This is a genomic window from Hungatella sp. L36, assembly GCF_014288035.1.
In genome coordinates, this window is the sequence record NZ_JACOPC010000007.1 from 86,322 (window position 1) to 107,604 (window position 21,283).

Here is a 21,283-nt window from a genome sequence, read left to right on the forward strand (position 1 = left end):
CTTTACTGGTAAAGCCGGGTGAGAAAAACGGCACCGGAAACAACTGAGGAACTATGAGGTGATGACTATGAAATTCGTACATATAGCAGACGTTCACTGGGGCATGAGCCCGGACAGCGATAAGCCCTGGAGCAAGGAACGCTCCCAGGATATCAAAGATACCTTCGCGAAAGCCGTCGCACAGGCGGGACAGCTGGAAGCCGACTGCCTGTTTATTTCCGGCGATTTATTCCACCGCCAGCCGCTGGCAAGGGATTTGAAAGAAGTTAATTATCTGTTTTCTACGATACCCGGTGTTCACGTCGTCATCATCGCAGGCAACCACGACCGCATCCGGAATAATTCCGCACTCTTAAGCTTTACCTGGGCGCCAAATGTGACTTACTTAATGGATGAGGAACTGCGATGCGTCTATTTCGAGGAGATCAACACGGAGGTCTATGGCTTCTCCTACCATACCACGGATATTCCGGAGAACCGCCTGGATCATCTGAAGGTGCCTAACAACGGCAGAATCCACGTCCTTCTGGGCCACGGCGGTGATGCCAACCATATCCCCTTCGACAAGGGCGCCATGGGCGCGCTGGATTTCTCCTATATTGCCATGGGACATATCCACAAACCGGAGGTATTGATCGAGAACCGCATGGCATTTTCCGGATCGCCGGAGCCCCTCGACAAGACGGAGGCCGGCCAGCACGGCATGTTTATGGGCGAGATCAACGAGGTAACCCGCATGGTGACCTCCTTAAAGTTCGTTCCGCTGGCCAGGATTCAGTACATCTCCCTGGCAGTCAATGTGACGACGGCCACCACCAACACGGAGCTGGCCATGAAGATTACCCAGGAGATTCAGAACCGGGGACCGGAAAATATATTCCGATTCCGCATCCGGGGCATGCGTGATCCCGACATTTCCTTCGATTTGGACATGCTGTCCACACGGTTTAAGATAATGGAAATCATTGATGAGTCCGAGCCGCAGTACGATTTCTCGGCGCTGTTCGCGGAGCATCCCAGCGATATGATCGGCTTCTATATACAGGCCCTTCAGAAACCGGAGATGAGCCAGGTGGAGAAGAAGGCGCTGTATTACGGAATCAACGCGCTGCTGCGCACCACGGATGAAAGGAGCTGACCGAATGAAAATTCTGGATATCTATATTAACGGTTTTGGAAAATTTCACGGGCGGAACCTTTCCTTTGAGGACGGCTTAAACATCGTCTACGGCAAGAATGAAGCCGGTAAATCCACCATCCACACCTTTATCAGGGGCATGCTGTTCGGCATCGAGAAACAGCGCGGACGGGCCTCCAGAAACGATCTCTACTCCAAGTTTGAGCCCTGGGAAAACAGCGGCACCTACGAGGGGCAGCTGAGGCTGGAGCACAAGGACCACATTTACCGCATCGAACGGACATTTCAGAAGAATAAGAAGGAATTTAAGGTGGTAGACGAGACGGCGGGACGGGAGATCGAACCGACGAAGGCATTTCTCGACGACCTCTTAAGCGGTTTAAGCGAGACCGCATACAACAACACGGTCAGCATCGGCCAGTTAAAAAGCGCAACTGATGAAGGCATGGTGTCTGAACTTAAGAATTACATTGCCAATCTTAACACCACCGGCAATATTGCACTCAATATCACAAAGGCGACCTCATTTTTGAAGAGCCAGCACAAGGAGCTGGAATCTCAGATGGTTCCCGAGGCGGCCCGCACCTACACCTCTCTGCTCAGCGAGATCCGCAACACCGAGAAGGAGATCGCCTCGCCCGAATATGAGAATCAGATTCAGGCCTACCAGCGCATGCGCGTGGAGGTAAAGGATACGCTGGAAGTGAAGCAGAAGGAAAAGGAAGAGCTGATCCAGAAGGTGGCCAGAGGCAAACAGGTTCTGGCCAACAACCAGTTTACCGATCAGGATTCCATCACGGCCTACTCCATCAAGACACAGGGCACCTTTGACGAGTACACGGAGGCGAAGGAGGTCTGCGGTAAAAAGTCGAAGAAAATCCTTTCGGTGCTCTCTCTCGTCATCGCCACCCTGCTGCTGTGCGGTGCCGGCGCCGTCTATTATCTGGGCGGTGACAACTATGTGACTGCCGTTTACGGGATCGACTCCCTGGTCTGCATCGCCGCGGCGGTGGGTGCGGCCATTATCTTCTATCTGATTGGCCTCATCCTGTATCTGCGGCTGCGGCACAGGCAGAAGGACATGGAGCTAAGCGCCAAGGTCCTGCAGGAGATCTTCTCCAGGCATTTAGGCGACACTGCCATCTCCATGGACGCCATGCGGGCATTTCAGGCGAGAATGGCTGAATTTACGCGGCTGAGTTCCGCCATTGCCAAGTCGGAAACCGCCATTGAACAGAAGGCCGCCGAGATCACGGAGCTGCAGGGCAGGCAGGAGAACTGCGGGGAAGTCATTGAGAAACAGCAGAAGACCCAGTGGGAGTTAGAGAAGAAGCTGGAACATCTGTCCGCCTGCAAGACTCAGGCCGAGGGCCTGAAGCACATTCTGGCTGAAAATGACAGAATCCGCGAGGAACTGTCCGCCATCGACCTGGCTCTGGAGACCATGACGACGCTTTCCTCCTCGATCCGCGATTCCTTTGGCCTCTATTTAAATAAGACCGCCTCAGATCTGATCGCAGGAATCACGGGAGGGATCTATACCAGCTTAAGCGTGGATGAGAACCTGAATGTATTCTTAAACACGAAAACCAAACTGGTTCCGTTAGAACAGGTCAGCAGCGGAACGATGGACCAGGTATATCTGGCCCTGAGACTGGCAGCCGCCAAGCTGATTATCGGAGACCACGGGGAGATGCCGCTGATCTTCGACGACAGCTTTGTTCTGTATGATGATGACAGGTTGAAGACCGCGCTGAAATGGCTTGTGAAGGCCTGTGAAGGACAGATTATTATCTTTACGTGCCATCAGAGAGAGGCGCAGATGCTGACGGCGAATTTGATTCCTTATCATTTGGTGGAGATTTGATTATAAGACATGATTATGCCGCAGGGCAGCCGGTAATCCGGCTGCCCTGCGGCTTTTCTTTATGACTTTGCTATGTCCAGAGCGGTATCCAGCGCCGTCTTCTCCGGAATTCTTATTTGTATAGAAGGAAATTCTTTCTTAAGGAGGTCCGTCAGTTCAGGAGCTATGATTTTGTTCTTTAAAAGAACACTGCCCCAGAGCCAGAGCTCTACCGGCGCCTCTTTCTGGTATCTGTCTAAATCGGCTTTATAATAGACATCCTTTACCAGGGCAAACAGTTCATCCCGACATTCCCGCAGTATTTTCAGACCTGTCTCATCTCCCAGCTCATAAGCCTTTTCTGCCAGCGGGGCAAAGGAGGCAATCTGCGTCTTTTCCATTAACATGTCGTTGACAAAGGTATTGATCTCATCCAGCGTTTTCAGGCCGCTCTGCGCTTCGAAAAGTTCGTACAGAATGGGACAGCGGGTTCTGCCGTCGATGTGGTTGGCCGCCTCTCTTATGACCTTCATCCCCATATTATGGCCGCTTCCCTCATCGCTCAGCACATGGCCCCAGCCGCCGCAGCGGGTGATCGCTCCGGACTCTCCCCTGGCATATGCGATCGAACCGGTGCCGCAGACCAGCACGATAGCCGGCCCGGTAGACACATGCAGAAATACCTCACAGTCGTTATATACCAGAATGCTTTCCGGCCGAAACCCCATTTCCAGGAAGGACCTGCGGCACTCTTCTTCCTGCCTTGGAGAATCGATTCCACTGGCCGCCACACAGATTTTTACGCAGTCCTCCGCCTTGATCTGTGCCTCCTCCAGAATCGGCAGAATAAAGCTCTGATACTTTGCATTGCACTTCTCATATCCGTCTGTATTCATGGTGCCTCCGGCTCCGTAGAATTCCCCCGCCCGGCCATCCGCATACTCTATTTTCATGCGGGCAACGGTTCCGCCTATATCTAATCCGGCATAATATTTCATAGCTTCCTCCTAGATTACGCTTTTGTGTTTAAAACCCCGTAGAAATCAGGAAATTTAGGCTTATCACAATCTATATTTCTGCGTTCTGATCCGAATACGCTCATTACCTGAAACGCCGGGAGCGTCTCAAATATGCTGAGATACGGATTCTGATTACCTGACAGCTTAAGCACATGGCTGTCTTCTTCCCAGTCTAATACCGTAATAATAAAGTTTACACAGCCTTTTTCCCTGGTGTAGTGATCCAGGGCAGCCATCCGTTTTGCATTCTTTTCGCCGGCAGGAAGGTAGAGATGACACATTCCCGGAGCAATCGTGTTATTGACGCCATGCAGGTATTCCTCAAATTCATAGGCCACCGCCGGTATGTAGAGGGTCTCCAGAAGCTTCAGCGCTCCTTCCTGTGCCGCATAATAGCCGGCGTCCTCCGACAGAATGGTAACGTGTGGCATTACAGCAAGTAAGTCAGCCTGATTCCGGCAGAATTCTACACTCTTCTCTATATTTGAGGGTGCTGCGTCTATGGCCTGATTCAGTTCCTCCAGAAAATGGTCAGAAGCCCCCTGGTCTCCCAGATTCCAGGCACTGCCCAGAGCCAGGCCCAGGAGATAGAGGGTTAAAACCGTGGCCGTCATTCCTTTCGTCTTCGGTCCCACCGTCTCCTCCCCGCAGGCGATAAACTGGTGAACGTCACTCTCCTTTGCTACCGGAGACTGTTCATCGGCAGTTACCGCCAGAATGCGAAAGCCGCATGCCTTCCATTTCTTTACTGCATCTATGGTGGAGGTACTCCTCCCGGACTGAGAGACAGCGATCAGCAACGTCTCTTCCGGATTTAAGAGCCTTAAAAGGCCGTCCAGACGGGTCGGCACCACCGCAGCCGCCTCCAGCCCCAGCATCTTCCCATAGAAATCTGCCGCCGCCATAGATGCGATATAGGAGCTTCCGGAGCCGAGAATCACGATCCGTTTTACCGGCTGCTGCAGTTTTTCAACCGCGCCATGAAAAAGGGACTCCCTGTCATCCGTTATTTTTCGCCATACTTCAGGCTGTTCTTTTATATATTCCAACATTCTTCTTGCCATATTGACTCTCCTGTTCTTTTATTTCCGCTCCTCTTTAAAACGCCGAAAAGCGTTTGACTGTCTGTTGTTCTAATGCTATGATTCTAGTATCATGATCCTGCAGAAGGGAGCTTTGCCGTGAACCAGTATATGCCGAAATATCTGAAAACCAAAAACCGTATGATGATTTTTGATTTGTTCCGCAATCAGAACATTATGAGCCGCGCGGAACTGGTCCGCATCACTGGAATCAGCTTTCCCACTGTCTTAAAGATAGTCGACAAGCTTCTGGAGCTGGGAATTCTCATCGAGCTGGAAGAGACGACTCAGAGCCCCGGCGCCGGACGGCGCGGCCATCTTCTTCGTTTTAATCCGCGGGCATACTACGCCATCGGACTCGAATTTGAAGGGCAGATCGTACATATGGGTCTGGTCGATATGCTGGGAACCTGCCAGTACTGCCGGTCAATCCATCTTCCGGTCCAGAACCACACGCTGGAGCTCTCCAAGCTGACGAGAGAGATCAGCAAGCTGATGGCACTGGCCGCGGGCGAACAGATTCCCGTGCTGGGTATCGGAATCGGTTTTCCCGCTATGGTGAATCCACAGACAAACAGCATTATTCATATGTCCTATATGAACATCGACCACGAAGTAACGTTTGCAGAAGCATTTCCGGAGTTTACGGCTGCTCTCCCTGTTCCGTTTTTCCTGGACAACGACGTGAACTTCGCCTGTCTCGGCGAGGCATTTTTACGCCGCAGATGTCCGGAATATCAGAACCTTGTTTATTTTACTCTGGGTACCGGATGTGGTGTCAGCTATATGATGAATGGGGAACTGTGGTACGGCGCCACCCATAAATCCGGAGAGATCGGCAACATGCCGGTCACCTCCTTTCAGATACCGGGGGCGGATGTCCCGGAGCCCAAACCATTTGAACAGCTGATCAATCTGGAGGCTATCTACCAGCGTTTTCAGATTAATTTGCAGCAGAATCCCGGATTTCCGGAGACTATGAGGGATGAAATTATCAATTATCTCTGCCCTTATCTGAGCTATACACTGACCAATCTGACGTATTTGCTCGATATCCAGCACTGTGTCCTGACAGGGATCATTCCACTGGCGCTGGGAGACCCCCTGCTGCAGAGAATACAGGAGGCCATCCGCACCACCCTGGTGCACAATACCCTTCAGATCGAACCGTCGATCAGCCGCGACACCGGCATTATCGGCGCCGCAGTCACTGTCTTTAATAAACGCCTGGAGGTCCTTTTCGAGGAATAGAGCGGAATACTTTTATATCCGCTTATAGGCCTCCGCCAGAATAAACCATGTCACATGAGGAATCCATTGTTCCGCCCAACGCCAGTTGTCCTTTACACTGCCGCCTGGTTCCCGGATCAATGCGATTCCTTCTTCATTGTCCTCCGCACTCGTAATACCATTGCAGATACCGCCGGGGCAGTTCATGAAATCATACCTGTCGTTAAAGAAGTACTGGATGTTATTTCGTCCATACCCCTCCATCATACAGGAATCAAACGGGTTTAATCCCATAATCCAGTTGATCTGCTGATCGGCGAAGAGCTCCAGCGCATCTTTTAATTCCGTATCCCGGGTTACCGCAAGAAGTGCTCTGGCCGCTGCCGAAAGCGAGGCTATTCTCGCATTTTCGCCCTGCCACCACGGCTCCACCGTAGTATGATGAGGGAAGAAAAACTGGATCCTTTCTATTCCCTTCTCGTCTTTATACAGAAATCTCGGATAACCGAACGGGTTGCTCACCGATGTGGACACAAAAAGCATGTGGCGCATAAGCATCTCTGCCATCTTTATCGCATCATTCGACTTTTCCTCGTCCATTTCGACGGCTGCATACTCAATCAGTGCCATAACGGGCAGCCCCTCATCGGCCGCATGGTAATACGGTTCGCCATCTCTCACAGTTAAATAAGCCTTCTGCCCCTCTTCCATCACCATCCGTTTATAGATTCGTTCTGCCATGGCTCCGGCTTCCATCAGATATTCGTACTCCTCACTCGCCCGAAACAGCTCCGTCAAAGCCAAAAGAGAACAGTATTCATCAATCAGATTCCAGGCTCCGTCATTGGTATATTGCTCATTGTTCTCATATAAGTAGTGCCATGCGTCCTTGGCCGCCAGCAGATACTCATCTCTTGTATAATCGGTGCCCGGATAGTAATGCCTTGAGGCCGCCGCAAGAGCGGCTATAGCCGTTCCGCCGCCGGAACGCAGACTGACCTCATAATTGGTGTCATTCACCACCTCTTCATCCGCTGTCGCCGCCTTCTCACTGAACTGGGAACTGGAGCCGTGATACTCAAAACCGATCTTACGGTTTCCCCGAACATGAGCCAGGGCATTGGCGCGGCTGATGGAACGGAAGAATCCGCCGGAAGGCGCACGCAGACGCATCAGAAAATCGGCGCCGAAGCATCCTTCGTCCAGCATTCTGCGCTTCAGCATGGTATACTGCTCATTTCCGGACGCTGTCAGTTCCTCAGCCGCCTTAAAAAAGGTATATGCACTGAATGACGCCTGCTGCGGATTATGTACGGTTCCATGGGATAAATGGGACAGATGGATACCGTAATCCCCCGTAGCATCATACCAGCCGCCGTGGGCGTCCACCCGCCCCGCCCTCTCTCCGTCGAAGCTGAGACTGCGGTCTTCATGGAGCCACTCCCCGCTGGAACGCTGTGCCTTAAAGTAATAGCAGGCCGCATTGATCAGCCTCATTGTGATGAGTGACTGCCGGATTTCAAAACTCTCGCTTACCACCGTGCCGGATGACGTCTCCAGACAGATGCAAAAGACGCCCTCGCCCTTCCAATCCGAAAAATCCAGAGTCCAGTAGTAGCCGGTATTCCACTGCGCGACTTCCCCGCACTCCGCCGGAGTGCCCTCAAACACGGTCTCCCCGCCTTCCCGGCGCACGCAGAAATGAACCGGCCGGTCCTCTCTCTTTCCCTGATATACCGCGGTCTTTCTGCCGCCGGCATCATACCCCAAATGATTAACAAGCACTTCCATATAATCGATCCTCCAAATTTAGTTCCGCCTGCGGCGGGATGTTTTTCTGATATGCCGGCAGATCAGCCTTTCACCGCACCCGCCGTAAGACCTTTGATAACCTGCTCCTGGGATATTACATAAAGAATGAGCAGCGGCACGATTGTCACGATGATCGCTGCCATCATACTTCCGTAATCGGTTCCGAACATATTGCTGACCATGGATAGAATCACGCAGACCGGCTGCTTGGAACGCTGTGACAAATAGACCATGGATGTCAGCAAGTCGTTATAGGACCAGATGAATACCATGATTCCGACAGTCGAGAACATCGGTTTGGACAGCGGCATGGTAATACGGGAAAAGACATAGATGGGTGTGGCGCCGTCCATAATGGCGGCCTCATCCAGTTCATCAGGCAGCGAACGCATAAATCCGGTCAGCAATGTGATGGAAAAGCAGAGATTTCCCGCAATCTGAGGGATAATGGCCGCCGCATGAGTTCCTCTGATCGGAAGCTTGCTGATCGTTACAAAGTTGGGAATCATGGTTGCAAAGGAGGGAACCAGGAGGCAGGCAATAAGAACTGCATCCGCGTATCTCGTCCATTGAAAACGGAATCTTCCCAGCGCAAACGCCGCTAATCCGGCCACTAGCACCACTCCGACTACCACGGAACCGGAAATAATAAAGCTGTTCAGAAACGCTCTGGACATACTTAAATCCGGATAACTCATGATTGTCTTGTAATTGTTGAACTGAATGGCGGAAGGCAGTGCCACGCCATTTTTTACGATCTCTTCTGACGTCTTAAAGGAGTTGACGAACACCCACAGCAGAGGGATGATTGTCGTCAGTGCCCAGGAAATCAAAATCACGTATTTTAAAACAGCTGCTGCCAGCTCTTTTCCGCGCCCTTTTCTGTCGTCATTCATTTTCCTCACCTCCCGAAAGCAGCTTTCTGAGTACGCTGGTCACCGCCACGCCAAGCACGATCATGACAATCGCAATGGAGCTGGCATAGCCTCCGTTCCCGCGCGCAAACGCCTTCTGATACATATAGGTGCTGAGCAGCTGGCTGGAATCCAGCGGGCCTCCATTGGTGACCATGAAAATGATATCGAACACTTTAAAGCAGCCGGAAATTACCAGAACAATCGATGAGGTGAGCACGCTTCTCAGCATGGGAATGGTTATGTAGGCGGCCTTCTGCAAGGGCCTTATTCCATCGAGCATAGCCGATTCATATATATCAGCAGGAATGTTGGCAATTCCCGTTAAGAATATGACGAAATAGAAGCCCACATACTGCCACACAACCGGAATCAGGGCTAAGTATATCGATGACTTCTCATTGATCCATACCTGTTTCTCTCCGCCAAACAAAACAACGAAATAGTTGAGCAGACCGTATTCATATTTATAAATCAGGGTAAACATAAGGCCGATCGCCGTAGCTGAAATAACGATAGGGAAAAAATAAATCGTGCGGAAGAACTTAAAACAGTGTCTGATTCCATCGACCATGATCGCCAGGATAAGGGCAAATCCGATCTGGAATATAAGTACTCCTGCCATCAGAATCACAGTGTTGCGAAGAGCCACCCGAATCACGGGATCGGCAATTAATTCCTTATAATTATCGAGTCCAATAAAGGTCTGTTCCGTGGAAAAATTATACCATGCGGTGAAGCTGTAAAAGATGGTTTTTCCCAGCGGATATATCATGAAACACAGCAGCAGCACCACGGCAGGAATCAAGAATATGATCGCTGTCCTTTGTCTTTTCGCCTTCATGAAGCATTTCCCCTCTCTTTTCTGTCAGGGCGGCAAAAGCTCTCACTTCTGCCGCCGCAATCCCTCTTTCCTGTTATCTGTTTACTGCTTCCTGAATTTTTCTTGCTTCTGCCAGGAGATCCAGGCTGCTCTTCTTGCCTTCTACCAGATACGGGGTGCCGTCGTCTGCGATTGCCATCCAGGCCTCGCGGCTTACCTGGGAATCGATTGCCGTATCGGTATAGGTTGCTTTGTTTAACATAAGAACCGCGCTCTTCATCAGCTCAGAGGCGCCCTCCGGTGCCTGGCACTCTACCGCTGAGCTTCCGCCTACTGCGATAAAACGCTGCATGATCTCCGGTGAAGTCAGGTATTTTATGAGCTTTAAGGACTCTTCACTGCGTTCTGACGCTTCCCTGCTTAAAAACCATCCGGAGCCAAAGCCGGCAAGCGCACAGCTTTCTCCGCCCTTTCCTCCAGGAAGAGCCGGCATGGAAATCAGCCGCATATCCGGATTGTCTTCCAGGGCGCTGACACACCAGGAGCCGTTAAACATCATGGCTGCCTTGCCCTCCTTAAACATCAGACGGATGTCGTCTTCTGAAATAGTCATGGTATCCTTTGGAAATGCTTCCTTCTGATACAGGTCAGCGATACAGTCGAGCGCCGGAGCCCAGCTGTCATCAAAGTAATTCTTATGGCCTTCCGCTCCAGCCTGGGCTAAAATAGCCAGCTCCAGAACGTAGGATGGTTTCGCCATGGAGGCTGCAAACGCCGGAATTCCATTCTGGGCAAACACCTCGACCGCTTTCATAATATTATCGTACGATGTCGGCTCTTCGAGGCTGTACTGGTCAAACAGCTTTTTATTATAGAAAAGTCCTTCATAATAGCCGAGATAGGGAAGGCTGTACTGCTTACCGTCGTATTTCTGGCCATCCAGCGCGGACTGCTTGAAATTCTTAGACCAGTCCTGGTCTGCTTCCATAGATGGTCCAAGATCCACAAAGAGTCCGGAATCCACCAGGGGCTTTCCATCCGCTCCCGTATAGAACAGACATAGATCGGCAGGAGTGCGGGCAGCAATATCTGCCTGCATCTTTGTACGGAACACATCGTTCGCTCCCGCGGTAGGCGCAGACTCATCTACAATCTCAATGCCCGGGTTGGCCTGCATATATTCGTCGATCACTTCCGACCACACCGGAGCCCACTGATCGGATCCGGTAAAGAACGTAAATACACGGATCTTCTCTTTTGCGCCGGATTCTGCCTTCTTTCCGGAGTCCTGGCCTGCATCGGCCTGTTTCGTGCTCTCATTTCCCCCCTGGGTCGCTGATGGTGACTGGCCACAGCCTGCAAGGGATGAGATCATCATTGCTGAGCCTGCAAGTAAAGCTAACATCTTTTTTGTTTTTTTCATGATTCCTCTCCTTCTGATTCATATCATTTTATTTTTTAAGCAGTTTGACTGCTAAAAAGACAAACTCTCCTGTTTCCCTCTGCTCCAGACTGCAAAAAACAGAGTTGCCGCTCCTATGGTAATTGCTGAGCAGGCCATCATGGAACCAGCCCCCCACAGCTCGAAGGCCGCGCCTCCGATATATCCGAAAATCAGTTTGCTGAATACGGTACTCATTGTGGCGTTCAGCACCTGGCCGCTGGCCCGTAAATCGGGCGGTACTCTTCTGTTAATGTAATTCAGCAGACAGTATGTAATTCCGGTATAGCTGAAGCCGTGGAGCAGATTCGTAACGATAATTAACACCGGGTCCGTCAGATAATAGAGAAGCGACCACCGGACGCAGGTCAGGACGCCTGCCAGAATCAAGACCTTTGCGACTCCCATCTTTTTGACCAGACGGTGCATAAACATGAGGCACGGTGCCTCGGCTACCGAACAGGCAAACATCATCCAGCCGACCAGCCTGCTGTTACCCCCAATCTGAACAAAATGGAGTGAGTAAAAGCTGTAAAAAAAACTGTTGCCAAGTCCATAAATCAAGTTGAACGCGATCAAAACCACGAGGGTGCGGTTGGATAAGATCTCCCGAACCGAGGATTTCTTTTTTTCGTTTCGAAACCCTTTCACCGGAGGTATCGTCAGAGAAAAGAGCAGGCACAGCCCCATGGCCGCCGCTACGATCCAGAATATGGCCGAATACTCATCCCTTAAGAAGTAGCCAATCAAGACCACCGTCACCGCGTATCCAATGGTTCCTCCCATACGGATCCATCCATAATCCCATTTGCTGTTCACCAGAGATTCCAGTGTGATATTATCGTTAAGCGGTACAATCGGAACGAAGCACGCTCCAAAGACTGCCACAAGCAGTACCACCGGCCAGTAGCTTCTCGTGAGATAAAAGCCCAGGGCCGAAAGGATTGAGGCCAGATAGAGGAAACAGACCACCCGGTTCTTTACCCTGGCGCGGTCACTTAAGATTCCCCACAGAGTCTGTGCCGCCAGAAGTGCAACCGTAGAGATCGAGATGATACTCCCAATCTGCGTCGCAGTAAATCCGATCTGTGCCAGATACAGGTTTAGATACGTATTGTAGATGGCCTGCCCTGAAAAATACACCAGATATACGCAAAACAGCCCTGTCGGAAAACTCCCATCCTTACTTTCTCGTCCCATTATGCAACCCCAATTTAATTTCTTAACTTTGTTTAGTTATTTTTGATGAACTCAGTATATCATAGCCTTTATCCAAAATCAAGTTGGTTATTATAGTCATTTTATATAATATTTCGCTTATTATTTTGTTTATTATGCACATTAAGCAAGATCATTTCTGATTATAATATGGTTTTTGCGAAAAGGAGAGCTGATACCATTTATTCGTCAGAAGGTTCTCAATTACTAAATATAATTAAATATTTATCTGTAATATTGTAATTACATATTGACAATATCATCATTTATTCATACAATGATGATAAACCATTGAGAAAAGGAGATTTCGCTATGATTAACTTTGACGAGGCGGTAATCCGGGAAAATTATCAATTCATTTACGCTCAGAGAGACCGGATTGAAGCCATTGCAGACCAGATCTGCGCAGATGAATTCGATCTGCTGTTCTTTACTTCTTCCGGAGGCTCCATGGCTATGATGCAGCCATTCCAGCACTATATTAACCATTACTCGCCGGTTCCGACTGACGGTATGCTTTCCGCTGACCTGGTTCTTACCGGCTGCAACCGTATTACCAGCCGCTCGGTAGCATTTCTCACCTCCAAGTCCGGGGACACGCCGGATACACTGAAGGCGGCCCAGTACCTAAAAGAACGAGGTGTCCGTCTGGTCTCCGTCATCGGAATCCCCGATTCACCTCTGGAGGCGATATCAGACTATTCCTTTATCTATAAGGACGGAAGGCCCCAGGAGCTGGTCTTTTATCTTTTAATCGGTAAAATTCTTGAGATAAAAGGCTATTTTCCTGATTATAAAAGTTTTGCAGACGAACTGGGCAGCCTGGGCAGCGCTCTGGCTCAGGTTCGCATTCAGGCCGATGAAGCCTGTATCAGCTATGCGAAAAAATACTGCCGGGAACCCTATAACATCTGGATTGGCTCCGGAGACTTATGGCCCACCGCCTACTCCTATTCCATGTGTGTTCTGGAGGAATCCCAGTGGATACGCACGAAATCCGTCAGTTCACCGGAATTCTTCCATGGTACCCTGGAGCTTTTGGAGGAAGATGTATGTGTAACCCTGCTCCTGACTGAAGGGGTGACAAGGCCTCTCGACGAAAAGGTAAAAGCATTTGCCCAAAAGCACACGAATAAACTGACCTGCTTTGACTGCCGTGATTATGCACTTCCGGGAATCAGCGATCGTTACCGCCCGCTTCTTTCCCCCGTGATCATGGCCGCGGTCCTGCAGCGAATCAGTAAGAATATTGAGGTAATCACAGACCATTCCCTGGACATCCGCCGTTATTACAGAAAGGGTGAGTACTCATGAGACTTTTGGGGCTCGGTGACAATGTCATCGACTACTATACGAATACCGGCGCCGTATATCCGGGCGGTAATGCTTTCAATGCTGCGGTTCACGCCTCCATACTCGGTGCAGAAGCCGCCTACATGGGCAATCTGGCCGATGACGCCATGTCTGAAGTCATCGTCGATGCGCTGAACCGTTTTCATGTGGACTTCTCAAAATGCAGAAAGATCCCAGGGACCATCACCAAATGCTGCCGCTACCGCGTCACAGACGGGGAACGCACCTATCTGGGCATCACGGCCGGAGATCGATGGTCCGGACCGCTTCTGCTTCAGGAAGAGGATATGGAATACTTAAGATCATTTTCTCTGATTCACAGTTCCTGTAATGCAAAAATGGAAGAAGAGATGTCCCGGCTCAGCGGTCTTCCAGCCTTATTCACCTACGATTTTGGTGAAAAGGAAAAATACAGAACTGATTCCTATTACGATAAGATCTGCTGCGGGCTGGACCTGGCCCTGTTTTCATGCCCTCCAATGGAGGAATCGGAGATACGATCATTCTGTGAACCGCTCCACAAGAGAAACACAGGACTCGTCCTGATCACCATGGGAAGCTCTGGTCAGTGCGTATCTGACGGTACTTCTCTGGTATACGGAAAGGCGGAATATATTGATCCGGTTGATACAATGGGAGCCGGGGACTCCTTTCTCACCGCCTTCGTCATGGCTCTGTGTGAACAGGGCTGGACAAAAGGCCGTATTCCTGCCCCCGCCATGATCGGGCTGGCTCTGGAAAAGGCCACCGCCTACTCCACTGCAAACTGCATGAAAAAGGGAAGCTTCGGTTATGTAACGTATGCTGGACACCCATTGTAAAAAATGGTTTTTCCTGTTATACTAGACGGAAAATGTAATGTTTTACAGGATCTGCGGGGTGAAAAATTGGACTATATTAAGATTAACAAATACAGTTCTGTTCCGCTTTACGAACAGATACGTCAATGCATCATAGAGGCGATACAGAAGGGAATCCTAAAGCCCGGCCAGAAGCTTCCCACAGAGGAAGGCATCTGCAAGGCCTGCGGAGTTTCCAGGCCCGTCGTGCGCCAGGCCTACAACGAACTGGTAAACAGCGGAAGAATTGAACGAAAACGTGGCTGCGGCTCCTTTGTGAAGGGTCCGGATAACCGCGGAATCTTTATGAATCAGCTTATGAGCTTCGACGAGGAGATGAAACTGATCGGTAAGGTTCCCTCCACCAGACTCCTGAGCATGGAAAAAATACAGTTTGATGAAGATCTGTATCAAAAATTGGAACTCGCGCCGTCTGATGTATGCCTGAGACTGGAAAGACTCCGCTATTCGGATGGAATCCCCTTTGTCTATACGGTCAATTACCTCTCTTTAAATCGCTTTCCAAAGCTGGACCGCTTTGACTTTTCAAATGCGTCTCTGTATCAGACTTTAAAGACGCAGTACGATGTGCTGCCAGTCCATTCCAGACGGTCCATTACGGCCCGCAGTGCTTCGCCCCGGCTGGCTGACTCCCTGGAGGTTCCGGAAGGTACCGCGCTGCTGGTGATTGAAAATATCGTCTATGACCAGTATGACTGCCCCATAGAGCTGAGTATAGAATCAATCTCAGGGGAAACTCACCAGTTTAGTTTTGACGTGTTCCGCAATTCGTAAATGAACGGCAGGGATGGATACGGCCGAAAAGGACCTGAGAAATGGAGTACCTGACAGCCGGATAACCTGACGTAAATTAAAAACTGCTTTACTGGAATGACCGTAACGGGATAACCCATGGCCTTTCTCAGAAAGCAGTTTTTTCATATTATATATTATTTTCACCCGCACTCGCTAACCCGCATCTCTATCCGCGCTCACTCCTCTTTCCGCTCCAAGATAAACTTACAGAATTATGAAAAGCTGCTTTCGCCAATAACTTTAGCCGGGATTTCGGGGTTTTCGTTCCGCCAGGGAACCGGGGCCGGAGCGCTTCCCCCGGTTTCGGCGATTTTTGCAGGACGTCGGCAGCTCTTAGGTTGGAAGGGTGCAAAAACAAGGGGAAAAATCTGACCTCAAAGTCAGATTTTTAGAGGACCTGAATCGAGAAGTCCTTCAGGAGTTCTCGATGAATGTCATCGGTACCCTTGTTTTTGTATCCTTCCGGCCTTAGAGATGCCCCGGCCGAAACCATGAGCCGAAACCGGGGGAAGCGCTCCGGCCCCGGTTCCCTGGCGGAATGAAAACCCCGAAATCTCTCTCAGCCTCATGAGGAACCACCATTCTTCACAATTCTGTAAATTTACATTTTTATCCTCTTTCCGCTCTCCCCCTCCTCGCGCAAACCACCATTCCAATCACGATCCCAGCCACCGCCGGGCTGATCCATTCCAGATTCAGGCTGTGCAATGGCAGTCTATTTAACACGCGTCCCAGAGGCGTTATGCCGATTTGATACAGGGACATAGCGATGCTCGTCACTCCGGTCAGGGCAATGGAGCAGACGTAAACAGGCTGCCACCGTTTCCCGTCACGGAAGAGAAATGAGAGGAGAATCAATACGATAGCCGCTGGGTAGATCGCATTTAACACCGGGACGGATATCTCCAGAATCCGGTTAAGCCCGGCATTGGCGATAATCAGGCTGACCGCGGCGAAGACAAAGGCCCATGCACGATATCCGATTCGCGGCAGAATCGTGCAGAAATACCGGCTGCAGCAGCTGATCAGTCCGATACAGGTATTCAGGCAGGCGATAAAGAAAATGGCCGCCAGCATAATCAGCCCCGCCTTCCCAAACAGGAAACGCACCATCTGATTCAGAGTCTGCGCACCATTCTCAGAATAACCGAATGCGCCTCCCGTAACCGCGCCGATATGGGCCAGCGCAGCGTACACCAGAAGCAGTATGCCTCCGGCAATCACTCCGGCCCTGATCGTTTCTTTTATGATGGAGCTCTCCGACTTCATCCCCAGGGCGCGGATATTGAGGGAGATAATAATTCCAAAATTCAGTGCCGCGATCGTATCCATCGTCAGATACCCTTCCAGAAATCCCTTTACAAACGGATGATTCTGATAAGTCTCAGACGTTCCGCCGTAACCGGACGCCGGCTTTAAAATGCAGCCAATGAACAGAATTGCAATCAGGGTCAGCAGACACGGGGTCAGCACTTTTCCCAGCCTGTCCGTCAGTTTATCGGGCTTTAAGGCCACCAGGAACGCGATGGTAAAGAACAGGCACGAATACAGCAGCTGGGCTGTCCCCGCAGGGATACGGCCGTCCAGAAATGGTATTACGGCCATCTCAAACGACGTGCTGGCCGTTCGCGGGATCGCCAGGCACGGACCGATCGATAAATAGATCAGGAGCGTAAAGACAGCCGCAAATACAGGATGAACCCGCCCCGCCAGGCTGGTAAGGCCGCCGGCCTTCGCCACCGCAATCACGCCGAGAATTGGAAAACCAATGGCGGTCACGGCAAAGCCAACCATGGCGGTCCAGGTATTCGTCCCTGCCATAGCACCCAAAAAGGGCGGAAAAATAAGATTTCCCGCCCCAAAAAACATGGAGAATAATGTCAGTCCTACCAGACATAAGTTACGTTTTGACAGTCTTTCCATCGATCTCCTACCTGTCACCCGCGCGGTAACGGTCAAGGAGACGGTTGATTCTCGATGTCGGATTCAGGAGCTCGCTTAAAGAAGCGTCGTGATTCAGATTATCGATAATCAGCGCAATATATTTGCTCATATCTACATTGATATAATACGGTCTGGACAGCAGATCCGGTGTCTGATATACCAGGTTCGTCGTCAGGATTCTGTCGATAATTCCATTCTCGTAGTATTCATCAAACTTGGCAAGGCCATTGGTGAATAAACCGAAGGTCGAGCAGATGAAGACCTTTCTCGCCTTACGGCGTTTCAGCTCCTTCGCCACGTCCTGCATGCTCTCGCCGGAAGAGATCATATCGTCCACGATAATCACATCTTTTCCTTCCACGCTGCTTCCCAGGAACTCGTGAGCCACGATCGGATTGCGGCCATTGACAATCTGTGTATAGTCACGGCGCTTATAGAACATCCCCATATCAAGTCCCAGTACGTTGGCAAAGTATACAGCGCGGCCCATACCGCCCTCATCCGGGCTGATCACCATCATATGGTCACTGTCGATCTGCAGTTCCTTCTCTTCTCTCAGAAGATACTTGATAAACTGGTAAATCGGCTGAACCGTCTCAAATCCCTTTAACGGAATCGCGTTCTGCACTCTCGGGTCGTGAGCGTCAAAGGTGATGATATTCTCAACACCCATATTGGTCAGTTCCTGAAGGGCCAGCGCGCAGTCGAGAGACTCTCTGCTGGATCTCTTATGCTGTCTGCTCTCATATAAAAACGGCATAATCACATTGATACGGCGGGCTTTACCGGCCGCAGCCGCGATAATTCGCTTTAAATCCTGGAAATGGTCATCAGGGGACATGTGGTTTGTCATCCCGCACAGGGAATAGGTCAGGCTGTAATTACATACATCCACCATGATGTATAAATCGTCTCCGCGAACCGACTCGGAAAGCGTTCCCTTCGCCTCTCCGGTACCGAAACGCGGTGTGCTGGCCCCAATGATATAGGACTCTCTCTGATATCCGGAAAATGCAATCGTAGACTTGTGCTCGCTCTCCCGCTCCCGTCTCCAGTCCACCAGATAATCGTTCACTTTGGCTCCCAGCTCCGTACAGCTCTTAAGCGGAATTAATCCCAGCGGGCCCACCGGAATCGTCTCAATCGTCTTCTCTTCGTATAACATTTCTTCTCCTCCAACGTATCCATTTGTCTTACAACGGTTCTTTTATATCATTATGCGCCGAAATAGTCAAGTTAATCAGCGCGTTTTGCTTTCTTTCGCAGGCGAATATCGTCGCCGTAGAGCGGAATAATGGTATATTTGCTGATCAGGCGGGAGGTCACACGCTCCGTGTAGCGGTCCCTCAGCTCATTCAGCGGATGATTCGTGGAAATAATCGTAGACTTCGATGAATTCAGCCGCTCATTGATGCAGTAAAACAGCTGCGACGAGGTAAAGCTGTTATTCAGCTCCGTCCCCAGGTCATCGATAATGAGCAGATCGCAGTCCAGAATGTACTGGTACATACCCTTCATCTCTTCCTCCGCCTGATACTCAAAGCGGTTCTTCGAAAATACCTCGAACAGGTCATTGGCCGACAAATAGATGACCGAGTAATACCGATCGATCAGTTCTCTGGCGATGCAGTTGGTCAAAAATGTCTTTCCAACCCCCGTAGGACCAGTAAATAACATATTCCCATGCTCTGTCGTGAAACTGTCCACAAACCGGTGGCATGTATCCACCACCTGCTTCATATACTGTCTCACCGTTCTTCCCAGGACGGGAAGCACCGACGAATCATCAAAATATTCAAAAGAAAAGGTAGAAAAATTCTCAAGCGTTACAATCTCTTCAATGTTGGACTGGGCGTATAAGTATTTCATCTCGGCCTGCCGGAAGCAGTGGCATTTCCTGCCCTCCGAGTAGCCTGTATCCATGCAGTCCATGCACTTGTAATGCATCTCCATATAGTCAGGCGGAAATCCGTAGGCACGAAGCAGAACACCCTTCTGCTCCCTCAAATCCGCTATTTCCGCCCTCAGTTCCTTTAATGCCCCCTGGTCGCCGTCCAGCAGCCTCCTGGCGCTCTTTACCGCGCAGGAGCTTATGGAGTCGTCCAGTTCTTTTATGGCTGGTATCTTATTATATACTTCTGCTATTCTGGATTCCTGTTCATGGCGGTTCTGCAGCTGCTGCTGCTGATAGGTACGCATGATGGCATCAAACTGAGAATTGCTGAGCGACATGGCTCCCTCCTTACTTTTCTGTTAACTGCTGCAGCACCAGCGCATCGTAGTCGATCTCTCTCTGGGGAAAGTTCTGAAACTGATTGGTGCTTCTTCCGCGGCCATTGCCGCCTCCCCTGTAATCCTGGGAGCCGCTTCCGTTACCGCTTCCCTTTCCCTTAGCGCGCTCCGCATGCTGTTCATCCAGCCGCCGGATATCCTCCAGAGAGCGCACACCGGCCTTTTTCCAGCCCGAAAGGATCTTGTCCGCATATTTGAAGCTGGGCGAGTGTGTGGCCGCCAGAGTGCGGTTACAGGCCTCCAGAACGAGTTCCCTGGTAAATCCGTAGGTCTTGAACCAGCGGTCAATCATCTCACGCTCTGAATCGCCCGGCTTTCTGTCGTTCAGACCGAACGCCTTCATCACCGCGAAGGAGTCCCTGGTAAATGACGACGCGTACGCCTTGGCGTCCTCCACGGTCTTAAGCCCGGACTCGTGCCAGTTGATCGCCACCGTCTCGATATAGCGGATACTGGTGTGCCCGCCCTGTACGCAGTACTCCACCACGTATTCCAGGAGCTCGGCAGTCATGTGCAGACCGTCATAGAGATAGGCAAACACCTCACACTCCCGCTGGGTAAAGACTTTGTTCATATATTTCTGGGCGATATAGAGAAGCTGGGAAAAATCCTCATCTCCCGCCAGGCCGCTGATCTGTTCCGGAGAATAGACAGGCCGCGGCTCCGCCTTCCTGGCCGGAGCCGGTTCCGGTGCCTTTGGAGCCATCGGTCCCTTCTCCGGCGTATCCGCTTCCACACACGTAACGGTGCCGGCTGCATTCCCTTTTACCGGGCCGTCCACATACCCGTAAGAAGAATTCACGCCTGCATACGCCTCCGTAAACACTCCGTTTAAGGCAGACGCCCCATTTTCCACAATCACGCCCCCGGCACAGGCCATCTCGCCAGCAGCCGGACACTTATCCACAGACAGGCCATCGGCAGAAGCTTTATCCACAGATTCCTCCAGGACCCCTGCCTTTTTCCAGTAAGCAAGCGCACGTGCCACATCCGATTCCGTGTGGTTGACCGCATCCGCAATCATAGAGACCGTCACCGCTTCGCCCTCATGGCGGAGCAGGAAAAGGTACTCCTTGATATACTCTCCATTGGCCGAAGCCATATATGTATCAATAAACTCGTTGGGAACCAACGTCGCATTCACTCTAAAACTGCTTTTAAAATCCACCGCCATAACCTCACTTTTCGTCCTGCACTGCGCTTTTGAACTGTCTCATCAAGTGCTCATAGTATACCATTCCCACTAAGCTCGCGGGATACCTCACTAAGTGGTCAGGTATGACTCGCACTAGGTTCGTGGACTACCTCACTAAGTGCTCATAGTATACCATAAGTCACTTTAAAAAGAAATAGGGGGAGTTATCCACCAAAGTAATTGTGGATAATGTGGATAATGTGGAAAGCAAGTATACATAATCTTAAAAATTATGGGGAATTGTGTCGAATCCCTGATAAATTCGTTCTTTCTAAAATTGTAAGTCAATAATTTATGTTAATTAAAAAATCCACATAGCTT

General features: G+C 50.6%; 17 protein-coding genes. 6 read left to right on the top strand and 11 right to left on the bottom strand.

Annotated features, from left to right (window positions below; genetic code table 11):
- Positions 1-67 precede the first annotated feature (67 nt).
- Both H8S80_RS17550 and H8S80_RS17555 read left to right on the top strand, forming a co-directional pair.
- Complete coding sequence (locus H8S80_RS17550; RefSeq protein WP_002605621.1) at positions 68-1,138, top strand: metallophosphoesterase family protein; 1,071 nt, start codon at positions 68-70, stop codon at positions 1,136-1,138.
- A 4-nt stretch (positions 1,139-1,142) separates the two neighbouring features.
- Positions 1,143-3,005, top strand: a complete 1,863-nt coding sequence (locus tag H8S80_RS17555; protein ID WP_002605620.1) for an ATP-binding protein — start codon at positions 1,143-1,145, stop codon at positions 3,003-3,005.
- A gap of 59 nt (positions 3,006-3,064) precedes the next feature.
- On the opposite strand, the gene H8S80_RS17560 is transcribed toward H8S80_RS17555, so the two are convergent.
- Positions 3,065-3,982: an N-acetylglucosamine kinase gene (locus H8S80_RS17560; protein WP_117632670.1), complete on the bottom strand. Its 918-nt coding sequence runs from the start codon at positions 3,980-3,982 to the stop codon at positions 3,065-3,067.
- 14 nt (positions 3,983-3,996) lie between these two features.
- On the bottom strand, positions 3,997-5,067 hold the full coding sequence (locus H8S80_RS17565) for an SIS domain-containing protein (protein ID WP_117632671.1): 1,071 nt from the start codon (positions 5,065-5,067) through the stop codon (positions 3,997-3,999).
- Positions 5,068-5,184: 117 nt separating this feature from the next.
- On the opposite strand from H8S80_RS17565, the gene H8S80_RS17570 reads away from it, so the two are divergent.
- Entirely contained in the window at positions 5,185-6,336 is a 1,152-nt protein-coding gene (locus H8S80_RS17570; protein WP_002605617.1) for an ROK family protein, read from the top strand.
- Positions 6,337-6,348: 12 nt separating this feature from the next.
- Here the strand turns inward: H8S80_RS17570 and H8S80_RS17575 are convergent, their stop codons facing one another.
- The 5 genes from H8S80_RS17575 to H8S80_RS17595 all read right to left on the bottom strand — a co-directional run bounded on the left by H8S80_RS17575 (position 6,349) and on the right by H8S80_RS17595 (position 12,505).
- Positions 6,349-8,106, bottom strand: a complete 1,758-nt coding sequence (locus H8S80_RS17575) for a glycoside hydrolase family 9 protein (protein ID WP_117632673.1) — start codon at positions 8,104-8,106, stop codon at positions 6,349-6,351.
- A 62-nt stretch (positions 8,107-8,168) separates the two neighbouring features.
- Positions 8,169-9,023, bottom strand: a complete 855-nt coding sequence (locus H8S80_RS17580; RefSeq protein WP_002605615.1) for a carbohydrate ABC transporter permease — start codon at positions 9,021-9,023, stop codon at positions 8,169-8,171.
- Positions 9,016-9,885: a carbohydrate ABC transporter permease gene (locus H8S80_RS17585; RefSeq protein ID WP_002605614.1), complete on the bottom strand. Its 870-nt coding sequence runs from the start codon at positions 9,883-9,885 to the stop codon at positions 9,016-9,018. The genes H8S80_RS17580 and H8S80_RS17585 overlap by 8 nt, the downstream gene beginning before the upstream one ends.
- Positions 9,886-9,958: 73 nt before the next feature.
- On the bottom strand, positions 9,959-11,287 hold the full coding sequence (locus H8S80_RS17590) for an ABC transporter substrate-binding protein (protein ID WP_117632674.1): 1,329 nt from the start codon (positions 11,285-11,287) through the stop codon (positions 9,959-9,961).
- Between the two features lie 51 nt (positions 11,288-11,338).
- On the bottom strand, positions 11,339-12,505 hold the full coding sequence (locus tag H8S80_RS17595) for an MFS transporter (RefSeq protein ID WP_117632675.1): 1,167 nt from the start codon (positions 12,503-12,505) through the stop codon (positions 11,339-11,341).
- Between the two features lie 330 nt (positions 12,506-12,835).
- Here H8S80_RS17595 and H8S80_RS17600 point away from each other — a divergent pair, with 330 nt between their 5' ends.
- The 3 genes from H8S80_RS17600 (at position 12,836) to H8S80_RS17610 (ending at position 15,510) form a co-directional block, all read left to right on the top strand.
- The gene (locus tag H8S80_RS17600; protein WP_117632676.1) at positions 12,836-13,837 is read left to right on the top strand and encodes an SIS domain-containing protein; all 1,002 of its coding nucleotides are present in this window, start codon (positions 12,836-12,838) and stop codon (positions 13,835-13,837) included.
- A complete protein-coding gene (locus tag H8S80_RS17605) occupies positions 13,834-14,697 on the top strand; it encodes a PfkB family carbohydrate kinase (RefSeq protein WP_117632677.1) in 864 nt (287 codons plus the stop codon). Before H8S80_RS17600 ends, H8S80_RS17605 begins: the two co-directional genes overlap by 4 nt.
- A 66-nt stretch (positions 14,698-14,763) precedes the next feature.
- Entirely contained in the window at positions 14,764-15,510 is a 747-nt protein-coding gene (locus H8S80_RS17610; RefSeq protein WP_181987993.1) for a GntR family transcriptional regulator, read from the top strand.
- A 630-nt stretch (positions 15,511-16,140) separates the two neighbouring features.
- Here the strand turns inward: H8S80_RS17610 and brnQ are convergent.
- The 4 genes from brnQ to H8S80_RS17630 form a co-directional block, all read right to left on the bottom strand.
- A complete protein-coding gene (gene brnQ / locus H8S80_RS17615; protein ID WP_117632678.1) occupies positions 16,141-17,454 on the bottom strand; it encodes a branched-chain amino acid transport system II carrier protein in 1,314 nt (437 codons plus the stop codon).
- A gap of 7 nt (positions 17,455-17,461) precedes the next feature.
- Positions 17,462-18,640, bottom strand: coding sequence for a ribose-phosphate pyrophosphokinase (locus H8S80_RS17620; protein WP_002605607.1), 1,179 nt, complete (start codon positions 18,638-18,640; stop codon positions 17,462-17,464).
- A gap of 71 nt (positions 18,641-18,711) precedes the next feature.
- Positions 18,712-19,707 carry an ATP-binding protein gene (locus H8S80_RS17625; protein ID WP_117632679.1) on the bottom strand — a complete coding sequence of 332 codons (996 nt, stop codon included), beginning with the start codon at positions 19,705-19,707 and terminating at the stop codon, positions 18,712-18,714.
- Between the two features lie 10 nt (positions 19,708-19,717).
- Positions 19,718-20,941 carry a DnaD domain protein gene (locus H8S80_RS17630; RefSeq protein WP_117632680.1) on the bottom strand — a complete coding sequence of 408 codons (1,224 nt, stop codon included), beginning with the start codon at positions 20,939-20,941 and terminating at the stop codon, positions 19,718-19,720.
- Positions 20,942-21,283 lie beyond the last annotated feature (342 nt).